At 46.6% G+C, this 21,833-nt stretch carries 17 protein-coding genes; 5 read left to right on the forward strand and 12 right to left on the reverse strand.

The window, feature by feature from the left end:
- Positions 1–6 precede the first annotated feature (6 nt).
- Both Q1A23_RS07915 and Q1A23_RS07920 read right to left on the reverse strand, forming a co-directional pair.
- Positions 7–3,408 carry a UvrD-helicase domain-containing protein gene (locus Q1A23_RS07915; protein WP_299821754.1) on the reverse strand — a complete coding sequence of 1,134 codons (3,402 nt, stop codon included), beginning with the start codon at positions 3,406–3,408 and terminating at the stop codon, positions 7–9.
- 294 nt (positions 3,409–3,702) lie between these two features.
- Positions 3,703–4,242, reverse strand: a complete 540-nt coding sequence (locus tag Q1A23_RS07920; RefSeq protein WP_299821756.1) for a hypothetical protein — start codon at positions 4,240–4,242, stop codon at positions 3,703–3,705.
- A gap of 644 nt (positions 4,243–4,886) precedes the next feature.
- On the opposite strand from Q1A23_RS07920, the gene Q1A23_RS07925 reads away from it, so the two are divergent.
- Complete coding sequence (locus Q1A23_RS07925) at positions 4,887–6,743, forward strand: DEAD/DEAH box helicase (protein ID WP_299821758.1); 1,857 nt, start codon at positions 4,887–4,889, stop codon at positions 6,741–6,743.
- Positions 6,744–7,152: 409 nt separating this feature from the next.
- On the opposite strand, the gene Q1A23_RS07930 is transcribed toward Q1A23_RS07925, so the two are convergent.
- The 3 genes from Q1A23_RS07930 to Q1A23_RS07940 all read right to left on the reverse strand — a co-directional run bounded on the left by Q1A23_RS07930 (position 7,153) and on the right by Q1A23_RS07940 (position 9,851).
- Positions 7,153–7,605, reverse strand: coding sequence for a PA2169 family four-helix-bundle protein (locus Q1A23_RS07930; protein ID WP_299821760.1), 453 nt, complete (start codon positions 7,603–7,605; stop codon positions 7,153–7,155).
- An 80-nt stretch (positions 7,606–7,685) separates the two neighbouring features.
- Positions 7,686–8,921, reverse strand: coding sequence for an NAD(P)/FAD-dependent oxidoreductase (locus tag Q1A23_RS07935; protein WP_299821762.1), 1,236 nt, complete (start codon positions 8,919–8,921; stop codon positions 7,686–7,688).
- A gap of 102 nt (positions 8,922–9,023) precedes the next feature.
- Positions 9,024–9,851, reverse strand: a complete 828-nt coding sequence (locus Q1A23_RS07940) for an SDR family oxidoreductase (RefSeq protein WP_299821764.1) — start codon at positions 9,849–9,851, stop codon at positions 9,024–9,026.
- Between the two features lie 92 nt (positions 9,852–9,943).
- Between Q1A23_RS07940 and Q1A23_RS07945 the strand changes: the two genes are divergently transcribed.
- Positions 9,944–11,398, forward strand: coding sequence for an NAD(P)/FAD-dependent oxidoreductase (locus tag Q1A23_RS07945; protein WP_299821765.1), 1,455 nt, complete (start codon positions 9,944–9,946; stop codon positions 11,396–11,398).
- Between the two features lie 166 nt (positions 11,399–11,564).
- Positions 11,565–12,452 (forward strand): DNA/RNA non-specific endonuclease, encoded by an 888-nt coding sequence (locus tag Q1A23_RS07950; RefSeq protein ID WP_299821767.1) that lies wholly within the window; start codon positions 11,565–11,567, stop codon positions 12,450–12,452.
- A 55-nt stretch (positions 12,453–12,507) separates the two neighbouring features.
- Here Q1A23_RS07950 and Q1A23_RS07955 read toward each other — a convergent pair whose 3' ends face one another.
- Positions 12,508–12,909 carry a nuclease A inhibitor family protein gene (locus Q1A23_RS07955; protein WP_299821768.1) on the reverse strand — a complete coding sequence of 134 codons (402 nt, stop codon included), beginning with the start codon at positions 12,907–12,909 and terminating at the stop codon, positions 12,508–12,510.
- Positions 12,910–13,032: 123 nt separating this feature from the next.
- On the opposite strand from Q1A23_RS07955, the gene Q1A23_RS07960 reads away from it, so the two are divergent.
- The gene (locus tag Q1A23_RS07960; protein WP_299821770.1) at positions 13,033–13,908 is read left to right on the forward strand and encodes an SDR family oxidoreductase; all 876 of its coding nucleotides are present in this window, start codon (positions 13,033–13,035) and stop codon (positions 13,906–13,908) included.
- Between the two features lie 57 nt (positions 13,909–13,965).
- Here Q1A23_RS07960 and Q1A23_RS07965 read toward each other — a convergent pair whose 3' ends face one another.
- From Q1A23_RS07965 to Q1A23_RS07990, 6 genes are all read right to left on the reverse strand, one after another.
- Positions 13,966–14,712 carry a class I SAM-dependent methyltransferase gene (locus Q1A23_RS07965; RefSeq protein ID WP_299821772.1) on the reverse strand — a complete coding sequence of 249 codons (747 nt, stop codon included), beginning with the start codon at positions 14,710–14,712 and terminating at the stop codon, positions 13,966–13,968.
- Between the two features lie 120 nt (positions 14,713–14,832).
- A complete protein-coding gene (locus tag Q1A23_RS07970; protein WP_299821774.1) occupies positions 14,833–16,032 on the reverse strand; it encodes a dipeptidase in 1,200 nt (399 codons plus the stop codon).
- A 116-nt stretch (positions 16,033–16,148) separates the two neighbouring features.
- The gene (locus tag Q1A23_RS07975; RefSeq protein WP_299821776.1) at positions 16,149–17,021 is read right to left on the reverse strand and encodes a hypothetical protein; all 873 of its coding nucleotides are present in this window, start codon (positions 17,019–17,021) and stop codon (positions 16,149–16,151) included.
- A 234-nt stretch (positions 17,022–17,255) separates the two neighbouring features.
- The gene (locus Q1A23_RS07980) at positions 17,256–17,804 is read right to left on the reverse strand and encodes a hypothetical protein (RefSeq protein ID WP_299821778.1); all 549 of its coding nucleotides are present in this window, start codon (positions 17,802–17,804) and stop codon (positions 17,256–17,258) included.
- Positions 17,805–18,076: 272 nt separating this feature from the next.
- Entirely contained in the window at positions 18,077–20,389 is a 2,313-nt protein-coding gene (locus tag Q1A23_RS07985) for a S46 family peptidase (protein WP_299821780.1), read from the reverse strand.
- 173 nt (positions 20,390–20,562) lie between these two features.
- Positions 20,563–21,015: a DUF1232 domain-containing protein gene (locus tag Q1A23_RS07990; RefSeq protein ID WP_299821782.1), complete on the reverse strand. Its 453-nt coding sequence runs from the start codon at positions 21,013–21,015 to the stop codon at positions 20,563–20,565.
- Positions 21,016–21,222: 207 nt separating this feature from the next.
- Between Q1A23_RS07990 and Q1A23_RS07995 the strand changes: the two genes are divergently transcribed.
- Positions 21,223–21,801: an SRPBCC family protein gene (locus Q1A23_RS07995; RefSeq protein ID WP_299821784.1), complete on the forward strand. Its 579-nt coding sequence runs from the start codon at positions 21,223–21,225 to the stop codon at positions 21,799–21,801.
- Positions 21,802–21,833: the final 32 nt, after the last annotated feature.

The raw sequence follows: 21,833 nt of genomic DNA on the forward strand, positions 1-21,833 counted from the left end.
TTCAAACTAGAGTAAAAGCCCTAGTTGCTGTGCCGGCTGGGCTCCGTAGTTCCACTCCTGCACCTGTTGGGTATCAAAGTAATAGAGCACGCAGGTTACCTTTTCATAACCCATTTGCCTGAACCGTACAGCGTAGTGGTCTAGTTTATTACGGTGCTCTGGTTCTGGCGGAGGCGTCTTAAATTCTATCAGCACAACAGCTTCTGCGTCAAACACAATGCGGTCAGGTTTGTAGAGGTAGGCACGCGCATCCAGTACTTCTTTTTCGTGTTCTACTACCACTTGGTTTGTAAAATACCTGGTCAGTTTCGGATGGTTCAGTACTTCTTTCAGTTTGTCGCGCAGCTCGGGTTTATCGCGCTCGCTGATGATGCCTTCATAAACCAGTTGGCGCAACACCTGCTCCAGTTCCGGAGCAAAGGCAATGCGTGCCAGGGCAAAGTGTAATTTACGGTTTAGCTGGCGTTGCTTGGTCTGGGTCTCAAAGTCGAACACGTTGTTGGCGTGCTGCTTTATTTTCAGGCGTTTTTCCCAGTCTGTTGCCACCAGGTGTTCTAAAGTATAAGTGTTGTTTTGTTCTGTGCCCGAATGCTGGAGTCGGGGGTTGCCTTTAGCCAGTTGGTAACAATGCCTGCCAAACTCCCACATGCCCTTGTGCACCAGGTAGCGGTACAGCAGGTGGCTTACGTTTTTTGCCTGCCCATCCGGTTTGGGGGCTTTGCGCTCTTCCAGCAGGTCTTTGGCGTTGCCTATTAAGTATAACCTTTCAATGGGGCGGGTGAGGGCAACATACAGCATATTCAGGTTTTCGATAAAGGTTTTCTCAATCTCGGTGCTGTACTGGTCTGTAAGTATAGTATTCTCTAGTTTAGAACTTATGTTAACTGCCACGCTGCGCAACTTGCCTGTTACGCTCACATTGTCGGGTAACTGGCTCCACATTAAAGAGCCACGCTTTGGTTCGGTGCTCCAATCCGCAAACGGGATGATAACAATGGGGTAGGCCAGGCCTTTGGATTTGTGGATACTGGTAATGGTGATGGCGTTGCGATCTTTGGGCGTGTTTATACTTAGTTTTTCTTTTTGCACATCCCAGTATGCCAGAAAGTTGTTCAGATTGTTGCTATGCTTCAGGCTATACTCCAACACCAGGTCCAGGAAACGGAAAAGGTACTCGCTTTCGTTGTTCTTTCCCAGCAGGTTGAAGATGCGTATCAGCTTTTCAGTAAGCTCATAGATGGACAGGTTGCCAGTCTCACGTTCCTGCACGTCAAAGCCAAACACGCGCAGCTGGTCAAAAAACGACTGGTTCTCCTTCTCGTTAGCGATGTCGGCAATGGTTTTGGTCATCTCCACATCCGGAATCACACCCAGCGCCACCTTGCAAACCAGGTATAAAGCTTCTGATTTTGCCAGCGAATCATTAGGGCGGTTAAATACCCGGAACATGGCTATAATCAGGTTGATGACCTCGGCAAATTGTAGCGAAAGCGAATCCTGTGAGATGATATCATACTTTCGTTCTTTCAGGAAATTGGCAATGAGCTTACTTTTAATGTTGGTGCGACAAAGTATGGCCATATCCTTTAGCTCATAGCCTTCCGCCATCGCCTCCGTTACCAGCTGCAGCACAATGTCTAGTGTGCTTTCGTTATAAGTCTGGGCCTTGGGCTGCGAATAGCCGTCGTAAAAGTCTTCGGTGCGGGTGCAGCTGTTCAGATCATACTTGTAGTTCAGGTCATCGTCGTGGGTGAACAGCACCTGTATCTGGCCGCCGTTGTTCTGGCTACCAACGGGAGTTTGCTGCTTAAAATCCTCGTCATAAATAGACGTGAACATACTAAACTCCCTATGGCCTTCGCTGATAAACGAAAACAGTTCGTTGTTAAAATCGATGATCTCGGAGCGGCTGCGGTAATTGGTTTTAAGGTTTGCCGGTTCAAGCGCCTGGTCCACGGAGTCGTAACGTTCTTTGATTAGCGGACCATGGCGGCGGTTCTCGTAGAGGTGTTTGGTGCTTTGCTTGTACAGGTGCAGGATCTGCTCCATCTCGCCACCGCGCCAGCGGTAAATTGCCTGTTTCGCATCGCCTACCACCATACTAAAATGGCCAGAGGCAAGGGCATTGTCTACTAAGGGCAGCAGGTTGTTCCATTGCAGCACCGAGGTATCCTGAAACTCATCAATCAGAATGTGATTATACTTTTCGCCAAGGCGCTCATAAATAAAAGGTACCGGCTCCTGCAGCACAATATCAATAATACGCTTGTTAAACTCCGAGATGTGTACGGTGTTACGGTCCAGCTTTATTTCCTGCAGGCACTTCTCCAGCTCGTTCAGCACCGATACCTTGTACAGGTGCGGCACTACCTGCTGAATCAACGTGTACGTTTCGGCAAACTGTTCTTTTATACTTTCGATGTGGTAATACAGGTCCGTTAAAGGCTGCTTTATACTATCTATCTGGCTTTTAGTATAAGCGCTTGCTTTACCGGCGTACCACTTATCGTCTTCTATACTTTGGCGTGCGTAGTTATTGCCGTAGTTCAGGTCAATGTCTTTCTGTGCCCACTTGTTAAAGTAGCTCCAGATGCCGCGGTTGCCCTGGTAAAAATCGGCAGGGGAGAGGTCAGCGTTTTCGATGAGCTGCAGACCTTGTTTACCTGCTTCCTGCACGGCTTCCTCAATTTTTTGTTTGGCATCAAACAGCTCCTGGCGCACCAGTTTAAAGTCCTCCAGGCTCAGTTGCTGTATGTCGGTGATGGCTTCGTATACCTGCTCGTTCAGCAGGTTTCTGGCAAAGTCCATCAGGTCTTCGGCCAGCAGGGTCCAGCTTTTGCCTTCGCGGGCTTTTTCCAGCACATACTGCTCCAGCGTCTGCGACAACAAATCGTCTTTAGCATCACTCACTTTATCCAGCAGCAGCGAAACAGCCGTGCTTAAAAGTGAATTCGAATCCAGGTCCACCTCAAAGTTGTGGGGTATGTTCAACTCACGTGTAAAGGCCTGCACGATCTTGTTCACAAAGCTGTCGATGGTGCTCACGCTGAAGTCGGAGTAGTTATAGAGGATCTGGCGAAACAGGTTGGCGGCTCGGCGGCGTACCTCCTCCACATCCAGCTGTTCTTCCGTATATTCCTGCTGTAGGTCTTCTGTTATACTTTGCAGCAGGTTCTCGCTTTTGGCCTTCTCCTTTTCTGAAATTGTGTTATCGTTAAAGTTGCGCAAGGCAGCTAAAATACGCTCTTTCATCTCAGCGGCAGCATCGTTGGTAAACGTAATGGCCAGTATAGAGCGGTAATAATCCGGATCAGAAGTATGGAGGGCCAGCTTCAGGTACTCCTTGGTAAGGTGGTACGTTTTGCCAGAACCGGCAGAAGAAGAGTATATCTTGAATACAGAAGGCATATGTCAGAATCTATACTTTAAAGGTACAGCCAATAGGATGCTCTGTACAAATTATTCTTTAAAAGTTTTTGAAGGGCAGAGATAAGGCGTTTTGTATCATCGGCATAGTACTATGGCATGCTGTTTATTCAACGCCGTTCCTTAAAACGATGAGAGCAAAAGTACAGGATAAGAAGCAAACCGGTGGAGGACCGGAAGTATGTTTCAAAGTATAAAACAATACAGTTTAAAACCAGAAGCGCCTTTCCTGCACAGGAAAGGCGCTTCTGGTTTTAAGTAGACAGTTGCAGCTATTTAAGCATAAACAGGCTCAGCTACTTTGATTTCTTGTTTTTGATTGGCAGCAAAATCCTTAACACACACATGGTACATGATGCGGGCCATCGATACAGAGTAGTCTGTAATGATACAATGCTGTTGTTCCGGGCTGATAAGTGCTTTGCTGCTGCCCAGGTTGAATTTGCTTAGCTCCATAACTTCATCGAAGTTCTGGCGAAGCATTTTTAAAGCTTTAAAGGAAGGTTCGTTGTAGTACATCGGGATTACCTGGCAAACAGCATAGCTGCCCTTTTCTCTTTCTTCTTTTACCGTTTGGCAAAGTTCCTCAATGTTCATTTTATCAAGGTCAGAGATGATAACGAAGAAGACTTTTTTCTGCTGTGTATTGGCAGTACGGGCAGGCACGCTGCCTAGCAGCATGTTGCGGGTGATTTTGGTGCCACGCTGAAAGCACTCGTCTTTCAGAATCTTGTTGTGAATTTTAAAAGCCAGCGCACCGGAGGCTATCAAATTGAATTCTTTACCTTGGGTTGAAATTTTGGAAAAGTGTAACATAATAAATTAGGACTAAAGGGTTTAAGGATTTATTTAACCAGCTAACAGGCTAAACGCCTGCTTCTCATTAGCTTAGGTAAATAAGTGCTGTCACACGGTTACGGTAGGTAGTTTGGAACGGTAGGCTTTTTGGGGTATTTTGTATTGGGTCATAAGGGTTGTTGGTTTAACGTGGGTTTAGGGTCGGGTTTGTTTTTGTGTATCTACGGTGCAATCGCATTTTCAATACATAATTATTTTCTATATATGGTAAACGTATTATTTATAAGGGTGAATTGGTGGATATAACGCGTGAAAGAAATTATAGTTACCTATTCTAATATTTTTTTTAATTATTAATGTAAATATATAAAATTAATATTGCTAAAATCTATCATTTAACTTTTGTGAGTAAACAGCATCTTTTATAGTGTAAGTGGCAACCGAATCTGTGTCAGAAGTGCCAATTATAAATTAAATAGTTTAATCGAATAATTATCCGTACCTTTGCGCCCGATTTGGATACGGTCTGATTACTGTATAACTGGATACACCATCGTTGGCAAAACCTAGTTGTTTTTAGTTTTTCGTGTCGCTCTCTACGTAGAGATAGGTTGATAAGCAGACTGCCTCCAGATGTGTATTAAAAAGTTATTAGTAATTAGATGAATAAAATCAGATTTGAAGAGCTTCCGCTTTCGCCGGAAGTTCAGCGAGCAATCGCAGACATGGGTTTCGAAGAAGCCTCTCCCATCCAAACAGCAGCAATCCCGGTTGTATTAGAAGGAAAAGACATTATCGGCCAGGCCCAGACAGGTACTGGTAAAACGGCTGCCTTCGGTATTCCAACCATCGAGAGCATCGATGTGAACGACAGAAGCGTGCAGGCGCTTATACTTTGCCCAACGCGTGAGTTGGCTATTCAGGTTTCTGGCGAGATCCAGAAACTTGCCAAGTATAAGCAAGGCATCAGCGTAGTTCCTATCTATGGTGGCCAGAGTTACGACCGCCAGTTGCGCGCCCTAAAGCAAGGTGTGCAAATCGTGATCGGTACGCCGGGCCGTGTAATGGACCACATCAACCGTGGTACGCTTGTATTGGACAGAGTTAAAAAAATCATACTTGACGAAGCGGACGAAATGCTCGACATGGGCTTCCGTGAAGATATCGAGTATGTTTTAGAGCGCATCCCGGAAGAACGTCAGACAATTTTCTTCTCGGCCACAATGTCTAAGCCGATCATGGAGATGACCAAGCGTTATCAGACGGATCCGGTTATTGTAAAAGTAGTTCACCAGGAGCTAACTGTAAGCAACATCGACCAGTTCTACTTCGAGGTTAGAAACAACATGAAGCAAGAAGTGCTTTCGCGTTTGCTTGACATGTATAACCTGAAGTCGGTAATCATCTTCTGTAATACCAAGCGTATGGTTGATGATCTGGTATCTGGCCTACAGGCACGCGGTTATTTTGCCGATGCTTTGCACGGTGACCTGAACCAAAACCAGCGCTCAAACGTGATGGGCAAGTTCCGTAACGGTACCCTGGAGATACTGGTAGCAACAGATGTTGCCGCTCGTGGCCTTGACGTTGAAAATGTAGAGGCTGTATTTAACTATGACCTTCCGCAGGACGAAGAATCTTATGTACACCGTATTGGCCGTACTGGTCGTGCCGGTAAATTTGGTAAAGCATTCTCTTTTGTTGGCGGCCGCACAGACGGGTACAAACTGAAAGACATCATGCGCTTTACAAAGGCGAAGATCGTTTTACAGCAGGTTCCTTCTATGGAAGATGTGAACGAGATCCGTACCAATATTTTCTTCGATAAAGTGAAGGAGGTATTGGAGAAAGGCCATCTGGCGAAGCACATTGCGCGCATTGAGCGTTTTGTGAACGAGACAGAAGGTTATACTACGCTTGACGTGGCAGCAGCGCTTCTTAAAATGAGCCTGAAAGAGCAGAAAGTGAAAGAAAAAGGTGCTGAGGCTGAAAAAAGCCTTTCTGCTACCAAAGAAGGCATGGACCGTTTGTTCATCACCATTGGTAAGAAAGACAGAGTACACCCACGCGACCTGATCGACTTGTTATCGCAGAACGCAAGCATCCCTGCAAGCCAGGTTGGAGACATCGACCTTTACGATAAATTCAGCTTTGTAGAGGTGCCTACGGAGTATACCGCTGAGATTGTAGCTAACGTAAACCGCATAGAGTACGAAGGCCGTTCTATCGTAGTAGAGAAATCGCAGAAGAAGGGCTCAGGTCCGAAAGAAGGCGGTGGCGAAGACTTCGGTTTTGAAGGACGTGAAGGACGCTCTGGCGGCGGAGACAGGCGCAGAAGCAGCGGCGGTGGCGGCGGTTCGTTCAGAGACCGTGATCGTCGTGGCGGTGGAGACCGTGGCGGCTTCGGCGGCGACAGAGGTGGTGATCGCGGAGGCTTTAGAGGCGACCGCGGTGGCGACAGAGATCGTGGCGGCGACAGAGGTGGCGACCGTGGCGGTTTCAGAAAAAGAAGATTCTAATTTTCTTTCGAGATTGTAACCTTGCCCTGTTTTGGGCGTAAATAATACCATACAAAGTTAGAAGTATAAAAAGCTTCAAAGATTGTTAGAAAAGGCTGACTTGAAACGTCAGCCTTTTTGTTTTATAGCTACAGCATGCATCTCAAAAAAATAATTTGAATATTTTTCCTGATGCTGTAACCTATTCTTACCTGTGGCGTTAAAAGAGTATCATAAAAAGGTTGGAAGATTAAGCTGACTGTTTACGCAGTTAGATATAATAAGGGTAGAATCAGACGGATTCTACCCTTATTGCATTTTAGGGCTGCTATACTTCCTCCTGCATATTTAATTTTACCAATTCTATCGCTTAATAGGGCATAAAAAAAGGAGCCGAAGCTCCTTTCCAATAGGTATAGTTTATACAGCATTAAGCATTTTTAGCTGCATCGCGCAACGAGCGGATATGATCGTGTGCATTCTTTACATCGCTGTACTGCTGTTCAACAATAGTCTTTAATTCAGCAGGCAAGTTGGCCTTCAAAGCATCGCGGTAAGCGCTTACAGCATAATCCTCGCCACGTTCGCACTCTTCCAGTACCCGGGTTCTGTCTTTAGATGATATGGCAGACTTCAGGTCAATCCAGGCACGGTGAATGGTACCCTCAATTGAGCTTGATTCAGTATCAGTTTGCCCGGTTTTGTGAAGAAAGTCCTGGAGCTCTGTAATCATGCTGTCGCGCTGAACGGCGTATTTTCTAAAAAGGTCTTTCAGGTCCTTGTCTTCTACATCTTCAGAGGCTGTTTTATAACCTTTAGCCCCGTCTTTGCAACGCTCTATCAAGTGGTGTACCGTTGAGAATACTTCTTTATTACTTTCCATAGTTTTACATTTTTGACATTAATATGCAGATGTACTCATATTAAGTCTAATTGGTTGCCAACCGGAAAGGTAAGTCCTGATTATGAGGAAGGTAAAGCCATGGCTTGCCCAGCCAGGTAACCGGTGGTCCAGGCGGCCTGGAAATTGAACCCACCCGTGATGCCGTCTATATCCAGTACCTCGCCGGCAAAGTATAATCCGGGGTGCAGGCGGCTCTCCATCGTCTTCATGTTCACCTGGCTCAGTTCAATGCCACCGCAGGTAACAAATTCCTCTTTAAAAGTAGTTTTACCCTTTACCTCGAAGGGTGCGCGGTGCAAAGCTTCTATCAGTTTGTTTGTGTTTTTGGCAGGCAGTTCAGCCCAACGTAACTCATCTGGTATTTCGGCTAGCTGGGTTAGAGCTTTCCAGAGGCGCTGCGGCAATCCAAACAGGGGATTAGTGCTTACTATTTTCTTAGGATGCGCTTGCCTGTAGTTTTGTAGCTGCTCGCGTAGAGCCTCTTCTGTAAATGCTGGTATCCAGTTGATGAGTGCGGTAAAGTTATAACCCAATGTATGAAAAAGGCGGGCACCCCAGGCAGAAAGTTTAAGTACAGCAGGCCCGCTGTAGCCCCAGTGCGTAATCAGCAGCGGCCCTTCATACTCCAGCTTTTGCCCCGCAACACGCACTTTTGCTTTTGGCACCGATACGCCCATTAGTTCTTTCAGCGCATTGTTGGGTACGTTAAAAGTAAAAAGCGATGGCACCGGCTCCTGTACTTTATGCCCCAATGCCAGTAGCCAATCATAGCCCTTCAATTTAGGATTACCGCCTGTGCATACAAGTACTTTAGCAGCAGTTATACTTTGGGCATTGCTCAGAGAAAGTATAAAGCTTGGTTGCCCGTTTATACTTTGTGGCTCGATCTTCTCTACGCCTGTGCTTGTTTTGATTGCTACGCCTGTGCGTCTGGCTTCGCGCTCAAGGCATTCTATAATCGTTTCAGAGGTATCGGTTACCGGAAACATGCGGCCATCTGCCTCTGCTTTCAGCTGCACGCCACGCTGCTTAAACCAGGCAATTGTTTCAGCGGCCCCAAATATTTTAAAAGCTTCTTTCAGTTGCTTTGCTCCACGCGGGTAGTGCTGCGAAAACACCGAAGGCACAAAACAATTGTGGGTAACGTTACAGCGCCCACCACCCGAAACCCGCACTTTTGCCAGCAGCTTGTTTGATTTCTCTAAGAGGGTAACTTTTGCCTTAGGATTTGCCTCTGCACATGCTATCGCACCAAAAAAGCCAGCCGCCCCGCCGCCTACTACTACAATGTTCATACTTAAATTATTGAAGCCAGATTACTGTATGCTGCCCTGGATAAGCGGTTATTAAACTAAAACCGATTAGCCACAAACAATCGGCAATCTGATGCAAAGGTACTAAAAGAAAAGCATAGGGTCGGGGTGGAGAAACACGTAGGCAAGGTCGTCTTTCAGCTTTTGGTTTTTGATGAGCTTGAAGTGCGTTTCAGCCATGTCCTGGAAGGTGGGTGGTGTTAAACCCAGCTGCTCTGCCGCCTTCCGGAAAAAATCTTTGCGAAGCGGATGCGCATCGGCGCAGGCATTGTAGGTTTCTCCCCATTTTTCCTGCTCTATGATGCGGCTAAGTATGGCAATGCAGTCATCCAGGTGGATCATGTTTACCGGGGCGTCGCCGTTTGGCAGATCCTGCTTGCCAGCCAGGAATTTACCCGGATGCCTTTCTCCGCCCACCAGACCGCCAAAGCGCACGATGGTTGTCATCCATTCCTCGCTTTGCATAAACAGGCGCTCTGCCTGCAACAGCATGTTTCCGGGTTCCTGTTCGTCTGTAAAGCTTATGTCTTCTTCCGTTACGGTGCGGTTAAGATCCTGGTACACAGAGGTAGACGAAACAAAAAGGATGCGGCTGATAGGGGAGTCAGCTAAATAATTCCGGAGCGTGTGCATTTGCTTCAAATAACTTTCGCCTCCATCAGATCGAAGTTTAGGCGGAATGTTTAATACGAGCACATCTGCTTCCAGAAAGTCATGTATAGTCTCTGTTTGCAGGTTCTCTTTGCTTAAGTTTAGCAAGTATGGAGAAATGCCTTGTTGCCGAATTATTTCCAGTTTAACTGGGGAGGTGGTGGAGCCCTTCACCATGTACCCGTTTCTGGAAAGTTGTTCGGCCAAGGGCAACCCGAGCCACCCGCATCCTAATACGCTTACTGTCTGTTTATCTCCCATGTGTGCTTTATCATGTTTTTAGCTTAACAAATATAGCTGCTTCTGGTTTAGTGATCAGTTGCAGGCGCACACTAATTGTTACAGGTGGTAGAATGGATTATGATGTTATACTTGTTGGGTCAGGTTTCGGGGCCTTGTCGGCAGCTGCTTTGCTGGCAAAGCGCGGCCTTACCGTATGCATTTTAGAGCAGGCTAAGTATCCTGGCGGCTGCGCCACCTCTTACAAGCGCCAAGGCTACTGGTTTGAGACAGGCGCCACCACAATAGTAGGTCTGGATGAGCATATGCCCCTGCGCTACCTGCTCGATGAGTTACAGCTAACCATACCCATGCGCCAACTGGAGCCACCTATGCAGGTGCATTTGCCCAATGGGCAAACTGTAACGCGCTTTGGTAACCTGCACGAATGGATTGCAGAGGCAGAGCGTGTGTTTGGAAAGTATAAGCAACGGGAGTTCTGGGAGCATTGCTACCGTATTAGCAGGCAAGTATGGCGTACATCGCTCAAGCAGCGTAGCTTCCCTTTTTCCAACTTAAAGGATCTGCTGTTGGCTGCCACCCGCACGCGCGCTGCACAGCTTAACTTGTTACCGGCAGCTTTCAGAACTATGCAGGATGTACTGCAAAAGTATGATTTACTGCAGAACCAGCATTTCGTTGATTTTGTAAATGAGCAACTACTGATAACCGCTCAAAACCATGCCCACGAAGTAAACGAGCTTTTTGGGGCTACTGCGCTTTGCTATACTCTGTACGGTAACTACTATGTTGATGGGGGCTTGATAAACCTTGTAAATCCGGTTGTAGCATTCATTAAAAGCCATAATGGAGCAATAAAGTATGGCCAGCAGGTGGAGGGGATAGACACGTTACGCAATGGCTATAAAGTTACAACTCAAAAAGGCAGCTACTTCAGCAGATTTGTCATCAGCGGTATCCCCCTGAACGGCACAGCAGATCTCTTTTCGGAGGCAAGTATAAAGCAACGCCTGCAGCCCTACCTGTTGCCATCCGAAAAGCTGAACGGAGCTTTTACACTATCCCTTGTCCTGAAAGGGCCTGCCATACCCAATGTGTTGCATCACCAGGTGCATGTGCCAGAAGGTCTGCCCGTTACTAGAGGCAAAAGCATCTTCATAAGTTTTAGCCACCAGCAGGATACGCATCGTGCTAAGGCAGGAGAGGTAGTTGCCTCTGTAAGCACACATGTGGCACATCCGGCAAAACTATACATAAAGGCTAAGGCGGAACTGGAGCAAGCTATACTTCTCAACCTCGAAAAAGCTGGAATACTAAAACAGGAACGTATCATTCAGCTACAGTCTGCCACGCCCGGTGCCTGGACTTTCTGGACTAATCGCGCCTTTGGGGCAGTAGGTGGATACCCGCAGTATAAAAGTATAAAACCCTGGCAAATGAAAGATGCCCGCCTCGACCATAAAGGGGCTTATGTATGCGGCGATACAGTTTACCCCGGCCAAGGAATAGTAGGCGTGTGCCTCAGCGGAATAATTGCTGCAGATAAGCTATGGCAGGATCACTTTTAATGAAGTATAAACTGTATAATTTTAATTGCTAGCTTATACTTTGCTTTTAAAACAGCTGGTTTGCAGCAGCTTAAAAATGATACCCCGAAATTTTATTTACATTTATATAATATAATTGTCGAAAACACATAGCATATTTGGTGTATACTAAAACCACTATATGTCTATGTTAAAAAATTTACACCGCATCATGTGTCTGTCCCTGGTGGGATGGATGCTCGTATCCTGCTCTCAGGAAAATGTTAGCCCTGAGATTGATTCTCAGAAAATAGGTACTGTTAGTGAAGTTGCCAATGCTACCGCTACCAAAGACAACAACCTGGCGATGGGAAACCCAAGTGGGGCCGGTACAAGTTATTCGAATTACCTGGTTACCAAATCGCAGTATGCCATGTCGTATAACAGCTACCGGGGCACGCCAAATTGGGTAAGCTGGCATGTAAGCAGCGCATGGCTTGGCTCTGCTCCGCGTCAGGATGATTTCCGTGCAGATAATGCCCTGCCAAGCAATTTTTACAAAGTAAGCTCCTCAGATTACACCGGCAGCGGCTTCGACCGTGGCCACAACTGCCCTTCAGCGGATCGTACTTTAACTACTACTGATAACTCGGCTACTTTCCTGATGTCGAACATGATTCCGCAGGCACCAAACAACAACCAGAAAGCCTGGGCTAGTTTAGAGAATTACTGCCGCACGCTGGTTAACCAGGGTAACGAGCTTTATGTGATCATGGGCAGCTATGGAACCGGCGGCGATGGCTCGGCAGGGTATAAAACAACGCTTGCCGGCGGCAAAGTAACGGTGCCCAACCGCATCTGGAAGGTGATTGTGGTGCTGCCTGTGGGTAGCGGGGATGCCGGCAGGGTTACCAGCAGCACGCGGGTTATTGCCATCGATACCCCAAACTCCAATACCATCAACACCAACTGGGGCACCTACCGCACTACTGTAGATGCCATCGAGGCTAAAATGGGGTATAATTTGCTGTCTAATGTGTCTAGCTCGGTGCAAAGCGTTATTGAGGCACGTGTGGATAACGGCCCTACCCAATAAGTATACTTTAACTGATTCTAAAAGAGCCGGTTTGCACATGCAGGCCGGCTCTTTTTCATGTTTCTACCACCAGGGTCTTAAAGCCGGCATAATCTCCGTTTTCTGTTTCCCCGATGAGGTAAACAGGCATACTAGTCTGGCTTACTTTATAGGCTTTCACGTTTCTTAAATGCGTTTTCAGGGTTGCCTCCAATTGCTTAAAGCGATCGGCGTCTTGTTTTTGCTTTTCAGCTGCATCTGGGTGCGGGTTTTGCATGCGGTGCAGAAAATCGCTTACCTCAAGTGCCTCTACGGCTGTGCCGGCTGGCTTGCCATCCCATTCCACCACCGTTTCTTTTGTGAAAGGCTCCGCTGGTTTCTGGTGATGGTAGAACTCAAAAACCGCATCGGTTTCGCTTAGCATTTCCAGGCCATCTGCAGCTTTTGTCAGTTCCTGTTTTAGTTGCTCCAGGTTCATAAGTGTATTCTTTAGTGTTTAAAGCTCGTTCGCTATAAAGTAAATTACATCAATATGCTTATATTTCGTAAAAGGCCTCAAAAAGATGGGCCGTTATAATAAAAATTCAAATCTGATATAGCTATGATAAAAGCTGAACCAATGCTGAAAGAGGGCACGCTTACAGGTAAAACCATTATCGTAACTGGTGGTGGTACGGGACTTGGCCGCTCTATGGTTAAATATTTTTTAGAACTGGGCGCTAATGCCGTTATCTGCAGCCGCAAACTTGATGTGCTGGAGCAAACCGCTAAAGAACTCGAAGCCGAAACTGGCGGTAAAGTTTTGCCTATTGCCTGCGATGTGCGCAAGTATAACGAGATAGAGGAAGTGCTGCAAAAAACGCTGGATACTTTTGGACGCGTAGATGTGCTGGTAAACAACGCCGCAGGCAATTTTGTAAGCCCCACCGAGCGCCTCAGCCATAAAGCCTTTGATGTGGTGACCGACATCGTGCTAAAGGGCAGCTATAACTTTACTTTGGCCATTGGCAAGCATTGGATCGAGCAGAAGCAGGAGGGAAGCATCCTTAACATCGTAACCACCTACGCCTGGACGGGTTCTGGCTACGTAGTGCCTTCGGCTTGCGCTAAGGCTGGTGTTTTGGCCATGACGCGTTCGCTAGCCTCTGAGTGGGCTAAGTATGGCATCCGCTCCAATGCCATTGCACCAGGCCCGTTCCCGACAGAAGGCGCCTGGACACGCTTGTTCCCTAAACAACTGGCCGATAAACTTGACCCCGTAAAGCGCATCCCGGTTGGCCGTTTTGGGGAGCACCAGGAGCTGGCAAACCTTGCGGCTTATCTGGTTTCTGACTACGCGTCTTTTGTGAACGGAGAGGTAGTAACGATTGACGGAGGGGAATGGCTTTACGGTGCAGGCGAGTTTAATGCTTTCGATCAGATTCCGGAGGAGATGTGGGATGCCATGGAAAAGCAAATGCGTGGCAAAGGGCAGTAGAAGTATAAACCTAGAGATAACTGAAAGGGGCGTAAGTAATTGCGCCCCTTTTTTATGCTACACAACACCCAGACGCATAAACACCGGAAACGTAACTTCTATACTTAAACCATCGGGCCAAAGCTGCCGCAGTTTACTTTCAAGTTTGGGAAGTGGCGAAGAGCCGTTCTTTTTGATGTAATGCTGCACACTAGACCAGGAGCTTAAATAACCCATCAGTTGTTGCCGGTTCCAGGTTACTTTAATCTCAAAGTCAGGGCATGTAATTTCCGGGTACGGGAAGGGAATGGTGCGGTAGGCCTCGTCCAGGTGGCTGCGCTCGGGGTCCCAATAAGGGCCGGTAACGTGCTGGTAAAAATGTGCGATCGCAGGGTTTATTTCTTTAGAAATGCTGATAAGGCCGTACCCCCATATCGCCAGGTGCGTTCCGGTTTTTGCCACACGCTTTACTTCCTGATGGAAAGCGTCAAAATCAAACCAATGGATGGCCTGCGCCACAGTAATTAAATCTATACTTTGATTTGCCAAACCCGATGCCTCCGCGCTTGCTTTGTAGTAGCTAATGTTCGGCTTTGGAGTAGCTTTTTGCAGTTGTGCCTCGCTGATGTCGGTGGCATATACGTGTTTATACTTTTCTGCCAGTACTGCGGCTACTTGCCCGTTTCCGGTCCCGCAATCCCAGGCAGTTTGTTTAGCACCGGGCAACGCAAACAAAAAATCGTAAAGCGCCTGCGGGTAGTGCGGCCTGAAAGCGGCATAAGAGGCTGACTGCACCGAGAAATTATCTTTTTGCTGATGTGGCATGAGTATCTGAATTATATGCTCGAAAGCACTTCGCACAAACTCTAGGATCAAACTTTCCTTAAATACTCAGGGTTTCTCCTAAAGTTCTGCGAAGCATTATACAGGCAGCAAAGTATAAACTTACTTTTTTTCGTTGGCCTGCACCACTCTGAGCACATTTCCTCCTAATATCTTATTTATATCTTCCACGCTGTATCCGCGTGCCAACAGCTCTTTTGTCACTATAGGGTAATCATCAACGCCATCCAACTGCTGCGGAGTAGACGAAATGCCATCAAAGTCTGAGCCCATGCCCACGTAATCAACGCCAACTAATTCAACGATATGGTCCAGATGATCAAAAAGGATGGATAGCGGCGGGCGCACCTGCTCAAACTCCTGGGTATACTTCTGGCGCATCAGCTCCGATATGTTGGAACTGGACCACCCCAACTTCACAAGCGAGTCAAGTTCTGCTTCGTGGTTCTGATTGAAAGTTTTGAAGCGTTTGTCAAATTCCGGATCCAGGAAACCTGAGTAGAAATTTAGCTGGATAACGCCACCATTTTTGGCAATGGCTTTGATCTGGTCGTCTTTCAGGTTGCGGGGCACAGGGTTTAGCTTGTGTACACAGCTGTGCGACACCAGCACGGGCTTTTTAGTTATAGCCATCACATCCCAAAACGTCTTCTCGCCCACGTGGCTCAGGTCTACCATCATGCCCAGCTCGTTCATGCGCTTTACTACCTGCTTGCCGATGCCCTTTAAACCCTTTTTTGATTTTGGCATTTTGCCAGAGGTCTCATCAGCAGCCGACGAAGCCCAGGGAATAGAATTGTTCCAGGTAAGGGTCATGTAGCGCGCCCCTAAGTTGTAGAGGGCATCCAGCTTTTTCAGGTCATTGTCTATCATGTGGCCGCCTTCCACACCTATTAAGCTCGCCATTTTGCCTTGCTCTACCGCTGCCATAATTTCTTTATGCGAGGTGGCAAGCACCATCTGCTCCGGGTTACGGGCTATCACCGCTTTAAGGGTGTCAATCTGCAGGCGGGCAAACTTGTGGTCTCCTTTTTCATCGCTCCACACCGAAAAATACTGCACATCTACACCTCCTTGCTTAAAGCGAGCCAGGTCGGAGTGGGTTTTGCCACGTAAGTCCTTGCTGATATCCATGCCTTCGAGAATGGAAATGAGCACATCGTTGTGTGTATCTACCAGAATAGCTTTTTCGTGTACGCGTTTATAGTCCTGGGATTGGGCAAAGCCAACTACAGCAGCAGAACTCAAAACCAGCGTGAGAGCGCTTTTACGAAGCACAGAGATATCGAAGTTAAAGGTCATGTTCAGGTTTTCAAGTAAAAGTTATGAACCGGTAGCAGCGTTTATACTTGGTGCATTTAGCGATGTAGTAAGTATAAATTCCCGCTTTAGAATACCTCAATATACTAAATTTAAAATTATTCGCTTACCACAACTGCCAATAGCCTGGTTGTGGGGTTAATGGCAAGGCGGCTTATACTTTTAAGGGCGAAAGAAGTGCCTTGCATCGCAACGGGTTTCCAGGTTTTGTCTTTGCCTGGTTTTAGGCTGTATATGTTTGAGCCGTCGCTGCTAAGCAGGGTGCCGTTGTGGGTCCAGGTAATGTCTTCTTTTTGTGCCAGGGTGGGGGCAATAGTTGCAATGGCTCCGGTTTTAACGTCGTAGCGCTTTACCAGCCATTGTGTGCTGTCTGTTTTATCGATAAAGCTCATGGCGTTTTGGCCCGGAATCTTGTGCAGCGAGCGGCCGATGCTTTTAGCCAACACTTTATGCTGTTTTGTATCGAGGTTGTAGTGCTGCAATTGGTGCCCATCTTCGGCAAGTATAAAAAGGAGCAAGTTTCTGTCATCTATCCAGGCGTGGTAGCCAACAGTCAGGTGATCGATCAGAACGGTAACTGCTTTGCTTTCGAGGTTATACATGCCTAGGTCCTGCTGCCCGTTTTCGCGCTGTATAATGCAGGAAATATGCTTGCCATCTGGCGTAAGGGTGGGAGAGAACTCGTTTTCAGGCGTGGCTGTAAAGTATTCGGTTTGTTTTGTGCTGCTGTTGTAGGTGCGGATATCCATGTTGCCTGCGGCGCTTGCCGAGGAGTAATATACCAGGGGTTGCGACTTATGGAAGTGCGGCTGATTGTCGTAGCCTGCGTGGTTGGTGATATTTCGCGGGTTTGATAGTATAATTTGGTTCTTTTTCTCAGCTATATCAAGCAGCAGAATATCGGTGTTTGTCTGGGCCTGTACTAGCGCTGGGCTGAGGAGGACAAGAGTATAGCATAAGGCTTTTTTCATGGGTGTGGTTTAGCAGGTGTTCAGTTAGGTATAATTCTTAAGGTAGTCGCTTAGTTCAGGCTATCCCGGTACTGGCCATCTTTATAGAAACTTTTATTAAACCGGGCCTATCGTATAAAGTCAGCACTTTTTGCGAGTCGATATTTCTACTAAATTGCCTTGTACAAATTTTGGTAACGGACTGGCCTATAGGGTGGCGTAGCTAACCTATAGGCGTGGTTACCAGAACGTGTTCTATTGTTTAATCCAAGGCTTAAAGTCGGAGAAGTCTCTAACTCGATACGAGTCCATAGTGTATTTCTTCTCCTTTTTGATGAAAGTCATGATGTCCCAACCAGCTATACCGCTTAATACTTCAGGACTTTCATCAACGTACTTTATAACTTCTTGCTTTTTGCCTTGCTCAATCTTGTTTATTAAAGGTCCAAAATCTGGCACCAGATGAACGTCTGGTTCAACTGTAATTTGAGGATTTGATCTTACGACTCTATAACCGTCCCAAACTTTAGAGTCTGTATATTTTACCGCATGGTTTCTCGTCCAAACAATGCCGTGACCAGTTCTTCCTTGTATATCTACACCCCTAATATAGTAAAGAGTGTCAGCCGTTGTGAAGTCTATACCTAAGCTGTCGTTTACAACTCTGAAGAACTCTTTTGCTTCAAGTATAAGCTCCTTGTCCTTCTTTGTTTTCTTATTCTGTTTCAGTTCCTGCAAAACAGTTTGCGAATAAGCGAAATGGCTTAAACTGAAGAGAATGATTCCTATTAGTAATTTCTTCATTTCACTTACTGGTAACTACTGTGTAAACGTCATCGTGACGTTTATCTGCACTATAGACGAAGATGTTTACTTTTAATGATCAATTCAATAAAACATCTATATAGCGTATCACAAGATAAACTAAAAACCTGAGTGTAACAATTTAGCTGTTTTGATTAAAGAGTTGCCTGCCTTTCGTAAAATAGGTTTTACAGTTTTACCAAGCAGAAGCCTTTAAATTAAAAAGCCCCACCTAAAGTTTAGGCGGGGCTTCTGAAGTATAAGGATTTAGCTTAGTTAAGCGCAGCAGCTTCTTTTGCTTTCTTTTTGGCAGCCTTTTCAGCTTTGCGTCTCTCTTTTTTAGAAAGGTTTTGGGCCTCGGCTGGAGCAGCTTTGCTGCGGGCATCTACTTGTGGCAGCCCTGAAGTATCGTCTGTTACCAGCGTCATTTCCTCTACCAGGTGGCCGGCACCGGCAAATTTATCCACTATAAACAGCATGTAGCGTACATCCACAGAAATGTTACGTACCTGGTCCGGGTTGTACACGATGTCGCTCATGGTGCCTTCCCAGTTTCTGTCGAAGTTTGTGCCAATTAACTGGCCGTTAGCATTGATAACCGGAGAGCCTGAGTTACCGCCTGTAGTATGGTTAGAGGCGATAAAGGCAACTGGCAACTGTCCGTTTACTCCGTAGCGGCCATAGTCTTTTTTCTCATACAGCTCCTTCAGGCGGGCAGGTATGGCATAGTCTTCAGCGGCACCAGACTCAGCTTTCTCTATAATACCTTCCAGGGTAGTGTAGTATTTATACTTTACACCGTCCACCGGCTCGTAAGGCTCTACTTTACCGTAAGCCACACGCAGCGTAGAGTTGGCATCCGGATAAAAATTCTTGTCGCTCTGCATTTCGCGCAGACCGGTCATGTAAGTTCTGTACAGCAGGTTCAGGTTATCGTTTACCTTCGTGTAAGTAGGCATAATGTTTTTGCTGTAATAGTCAGCAATGTTGCTGGCCAGTTGCAGAGCCGGATCGTTTTTGATGGCATCTTTTTTACCGGCCTTTACATCAGCCAATGCTTTTCTTACACCTGCCTCAGACGTAAACACACTTTTAGAGAAAACCTCATCCGCATACTTGTTAAAGTCGCCTTTATACTTGCTGCGCACCGTAGCAAAAGCAGTTGGGTGCATTTTAGCGTCTATGTTTTTGTAGTATAAATCAAGCAGCGCTGCAAACACCTTTTTATCGGTTGGGGCGTTGTAGTCTTTGTAGAAACCGGCAATGGTTTTCTCCAGCTTCGCTACCTGGTCGTTTATTTCGGTTTGCGGTGCATTTGCCTCCAGTTGCTGCTGTAGCTTCACAAATGTGTTTGCAAATCGCACAATCTCCACGCCATAGGCTGCTTCGGTAATGTAGTCGCGGGTAATGGTAATGCCATCCAGGGCTTTGTAATTGCTTTCAAAGTCAGCAAGCAGGTTGCCATACGTTGCTTTACGGTTTGCGTCTGCGGCTACCCAATTGGCAAATTGTTTTTCCAGCTGCTGCTTTTTCTCGATGGCATTTGCCTTGCGAATGCCACGGTTCTCACCAATCCACTTTTTCCAGTAGTTGGCGATGCTGGCATACTTGGCTGCATACTGTATGCGTACCGCGTCAGAGGCTTTCATATCCTTATCCAGGATGTTGAGCTTGGTTTCGCGGATGTTGATTTTTGCTGGGTTGGATACCGCGTAAATTTCCTCGATTGCCTGCGAGGTAAGGTACTCGTTGGTACGGCCCGGAAAACCGAATACAAGCGTAAAGTCATTTTCCTGCACGCCGCTCAAAGAGATTGGCAGGTGGTGCTTTGGCTTGTATGGCTTGTTGTTCGGAGAGTAATCGGCTGGCTCGTTGTTAGGGCCGGCGTAAATCCTGAAGATAGAGAAGTCTCCAGTATGGCGTGGCCACATCCAGTTGTCTGTGTCGCCACCAAACTTACCGATAGACGAAGGCGGCGCACCCACCAGGCGAATATCACGGAATGTTTCGGTGATGTACATGTAATACTCGTTGCCGTAGAAGTATGGCTTGATAACGGCATCGTAATGTGTGCCGGCTGTAGATGCTTTGCGCACCTTAGCCATGTTGCGCTGGATAACAGACTCACGCTCTGCTTCTGTTTTCGTGTTGGCCGTTCCCTCCAGAATCTGTTTGGTAACGTCTTCCATGCGCACAATAAAGGTGGCGGTAAGGCCTGGGTTTGCCTTTTCTTCTGCTTTGGTTTTAGCCCAGAAGCCGTTGGTCAGGTAATCGTTTTCAACAGAGCTGTGCTGCTGTATCTGGCCGTAACCGCAATGGTGGTTTGTAAGCAAAAGGCCTTCCGAAGAAATCATTTCGCCAGTACAGAAGCCGCCAAACGATACAATGGCATCTTTTAAGCTAGACTGGTTTATACTGTAAATGTCTTCGGCAGAGAGCTTCATGCCCTTCTTCTGCATCTCGGTTTCGTTAAGCTGCTTTAAAAGCAAAGGCAGCCACATTCCCTCATCAGGAGGAGTGGCCGTGGTAATACCTATGCTTAAGCAAGCAGCCGCAAAAAAGGATAATATGCGTTTGCTGATCATTGGTAAGTTAATTTGATAGAAAATTTAGTGCTTAAAGTTACGCATTTTTTTATTGCAGACACCGCTGTAGCAGGGGAGGTGCAACCAGGAAAGTTTTCTTTGCGCTGCGACAAAATAAAAAGGCTGCTTTCCGGAACAGGAAGCAGCCTTTTGCTATAGGTTTAGTTTATACTTTACAAAGTACCTATTCTGGTGTGGTCAAAACTACGGTCCGACTCCCAGGCCCTGAATTTGCTTATCTCCGTCTGGAAAGAGTCTACAAACCACGCAATCAGGCTTAAGTCGTCGAGCAGGCCCAGGCCGGGTATAAAGTCAGGTATGATATCGATGGGCGTAACCAGGTAAAGCAGAACGGCCACCCCGATCACCAACGATTTTGTAGCTACATTTCTGTACTCTCCACTTATGTATGCCTTCACCAGCCTGATAAAAGTCTGCATCAGCTCCTTTATCTGCTCAAAGCCACTTTCTTTGCTTTCGGCGTTCAGCAGCTTTGTATAAGCAGTACTCAGCAGGAAAGCCAGTTTGGCAGGCTTTGCTATCAATACTCCGGCTTTACCCAAAAACTTCTTAAAAAGAGGGTTCTGAGAGAATTGAAGCCCTTTTTGAATCCAATCACTTATCATAAAATCTAATATATTTTAGTCTCTATATTAACCAATACGATAACAGTAATTTTTAAGCTATGTTTAAATAAGCAGCAATAAATCTAAAGTATAAAAAAAAGATAAATATTTATGTGGCAGCTGTTGCTTACTACCAAAATACTCCTTTAAATTGGTGCAGTAAATACTACAGATAGTGCAACCGCTGTTCACTTTTTAATTTAAATCATGAGACTGCTAAAAAATGTATTTCTGGCCCTGGTGCTACTGGCCATTGCGCTTTTTGCTGCAGCTTATCAAATGCCATTGCAGCTAGAGGTAGAGCAGAGCATCGTGCTTCCGGCCAAACCGGAGCAGGTTTATAAATACCTCGAAAACCCGATGCAATGGGAAAAATGGAGTGCCCTGAACACAGCCGCAGACCCAACCATGATCAGGATGTACGGAGGCCCTTTGGCCGGTGCAGGTGCCCGCATGCAATGGAGCGGCGACAAGGTGGGTACAGGCGAGGTAGTGTTTACAGAAAGTATAAATCCGCAGGTGTTAAGCTATACCCAAACCGACAGTTACCTGGATACCGTATCAGAGGGCAGCATCAGCCTGGAGCCTGCAACAGGCGGCAACACGCTAATACGCTGGAAGCATGCTGCACCAGTTAAAGACGAGCCTGTTGCCCGCTTAATGGGGTATTGGAAGAAGTATAAAAAACAGGCTGAGCTTGATGGAGGCTTAATCAGGCTGAAATCTTTATTTGAAGAGAATACTACCGGGCCGGCTTCTAAAAGGAAAGTGGCCTCAGCTAAGTAGCTGTAGGTATTGCCAGAAAACAGGAACGCTCC

The sequence above is a fragment of the uncultured Pontibacter sp. genome (assembly GCF_947492645.1).
GTDB lineage: Bacteria > Bacteroidota > Bacteroidia > Cytophagales > Hymenobacteraceae > Pontibacter.